Annotated in this window: 2 protein-coding genes; both read right to left on the reverse strand. The window is 58.1% G+C overall.

Annotated elements, in window-relative coordinates; all coding sequences use genetic code 11:
* Positions 1-396: 396 nt before the first annotated feature.
* Complete coding sequence (locus IVB22_RS09055) at positions 397-1,218, reverse strand: Crp/Fnr family transcriptional regulator (RefSeq protein ID WP_247516993.1); 822 nt, start codon at positions 1,216-1,218, stop codon at positions 397-399.
* Between the two features lie 437 nt (positions 1,219-1,655).
* Positions 1,656-2,180 carry a DUF2380 domain-containing protein gene (locus tag IVB22_RS09060; RefSeq protein ID WP_247516994.1) on the reverse strand — a complete coding sequence of 175 codons (525 nt, stop codon included), beginning with the start codon at positions 2,178-2,180 and terminating at the stop codon, positions 1,656-1,658.
* Positions 2,181-2,540 lie beyond the last annotated feature (360 nt).

Below are 2,540 nucleotides of genomic sequence, written 5' to 3' on the forward strand. Positions count from 1 at the left end.
TTGCCGCGGACCCATCATCGATTCAAGTCTCCCGCCCACACCGACAGAATGAATCAGTGATCTCCTTCGGATTCAACGGTCGAGTTTTTCAACACAATCGGCCCGAAACGGACATGTCTGGGGCGATCAGATGACGTCTGCTCTTGGGGGCACAACGGACGTGCCGTGCAAGCGGGGACACTTCCTAGTCTGACCCATCTCGGAAGTCGGCGATGAATTGACGCGAATAACCGCAACCCCCGCTTACGTACCCCAACAGTACTGTTACCGTTGCCGTTGTGGGGGAAACAGGCACGAGGTGGCGGAAATCTATTATGCCTGCCGGCGGCGCGGCGGCATGGCCGAACGCGTCGGGGATCCGCACCGCGCGGCGGAATAGGCTCAGCACGAGCCCCTTCAGCTCGTGGCCATCGCGGCTGCGGCTTCCTGCGCCGCCAGCTTGTTTTTTGCCACGATGCCTTCCAGCCGCCCGACGTTCTCCAGCAGCCGCTGGCTTGTCAGAATCAGAAAGTAATAGCCAAATTGCGGGTTCTGGAAGTAGATTTCGAGCAGCTTTTCGTACCCGATGGTCAGCACATGACCATCCTCGACGCATTCGATCGTCGCGGTTCGTCGGTTATCGGGCGTCAGAAAACCAAATTCGCCCATCAATTGGCCCGGTGGAAGCTCGACGCTGATTTCCTTCACCAGGAATTTTCCGGTGACGGTTAGCAACATTTCGTGGGCGGCATCGTCCTTCTTGAACAGAACATCGCCCTTGCGATACTTCCGCTCGGTCATGAACGGTTTGAGCCATTCCAGCGACGTATCGCCCTGCGTTGCGCTGCGAGCCTTCTTGATGAGGACGAGCATTTGACGGAGGCGATAGGCATTGATGGGAACCATCAGGAGGTACAACAGGAAGATCGTGATGGCTCCGGTGAGCGCGCCGAAGATGGCGAAAAATGCACAACCAATCATGTTCGCGACGCGCAACGGCACCATGGTCTGCGTCAGCAGGGTGGCGACAAAGAAGATGGCGCCCACCAGGGCAAACATGTTGGCCAGGTTGATGTTGGCCAGCACAATTTCCAGTACACGATTGAAGATGGCGTCGTAGGTGACGTTATCGGGGTCTAGACCCATTTGGACCAGGATCTTTGCAATCCTGAGATTGTCCGCCGCCGTATCGAGAATACGATCCATCAGGTTGGGTTGGTCTGCGCTGTACAAATTCATGTAAATTACTCCGCCCCGGTAGAGCAAAACCGCCTCGCGCCAAGCGGGGCAGGTATCGCGCCGGAGTTCGCTCCGTCGTGCCCGCCTTTATACCATGCATATGACGGGGCGTGGCTACCCTCGCTCGTGAACGTGCGGACACACTAGGACGGCAGCTGTGTGTGTTTAGGCCGCACGCATACTAAGAGGTGAAAGACCGTCCAAACTCCCAATGCAGCAGATCACAAAGACTGAGCTAGTCGTGAATGTTTCGGCAGCATCGCTGCTCGCCCGCGCCCACGAAGTGATCGAGTAGACTGTTAAAATTTCTGCGGCGCATGAGTCTCCAGTTGGCACATTTCGGACGTGCTGCGGAAGTCTTCCGATGTCCGCTGTTGGGGGATGAACAGACCTAAATCAGCCGCGCCCGAAGGTCGCCTTTTGACCCAACGCGCGGCCTATTGCTGCGATCTGCGTTCAAGCAGCCGGTCGCGGACCTCCTCCGATACAAAGCGCTCCGCCCGCTGCCATGCCTCGTCATTGTCACCGCGGAACTGGAAGTACTTTCTGAACACGACGCGCTGGGCTGTTGTATCGATGGCAGCAATCCGCACAACTTGCACCAGCGTGCTTAGCTTGTGAACCATGCCGATAATCAGGATCTGCGTGCCGGCCTGTGACGCCGCGCGCAGCCGATCGCGCAACGCCGGTCCGTCGATCGGACAATTTAGCGCGCAGGAGGAGGGCACGAGCTCAAGACGCCGGTCTGCCGTGACGTCGTCCCGCAGCGCGGTCATGAAAGCCCGCAATCGCTTTTCATGTACGACCGTCTGATCGGCGGGCTCGTTCGACGTGTCAATATAATTGAAATCGTCGACGGAGACGGCCAAGGCGTGGCCGGCAGTCGCGGCGGATGCATCTGAGATGAGGCTGGATCCCAGGAACAGACCGGTGAACAGGCCGGCTGTGGCGAGAGCGTGCAACAGGGAGTCGTGGCGCATGGCGATGGCTCGATTGCGGTGCGACTATAACCCCTTCCAGGCATCAATTGCTGCAGTCCCTGCCGCTATCCGGCACCGTCGTTCAGACCAAGTCGCGCCAAATGTCCAAAGCGGATTTGACCAGAACATTAGAGGTCGCCAGCGGAAAGTCAGCTTACAAGTTAGTCATTCAAGGCTGTTTGAAGTGCTCGCATTGCAAGCGCCGAAAAAGGGCGCAGTTTGCTGCAACGCATGAGTCCGCTTATGTGAAGGGTTTCGGATGCCGGCCCCATGACGGTGAGGCCGCGCGCACGGGGCCGGCGTCCGAAACCCTCCAAGGGAGGAAACCGCGCTTGAGGGAAC

The organism is Bradyrhizobium sp. 190, assembly GCF_023073415.1.
Lineage (GTDB): Bacteria > Pseudomonadota > Alphaproteobacteria > Rhizobiales > Xanthobacteraceae > Bradyrhizobium.

Coding starts and splice junctions, on each gene's coding strand:
- IVB22_RS09055 (WP_247516993.1), bottom strand. CDS start 1,218: ATGAATTTGTACAGCGCAGACCAACCCAACCTGATGGATCGTATTCTC.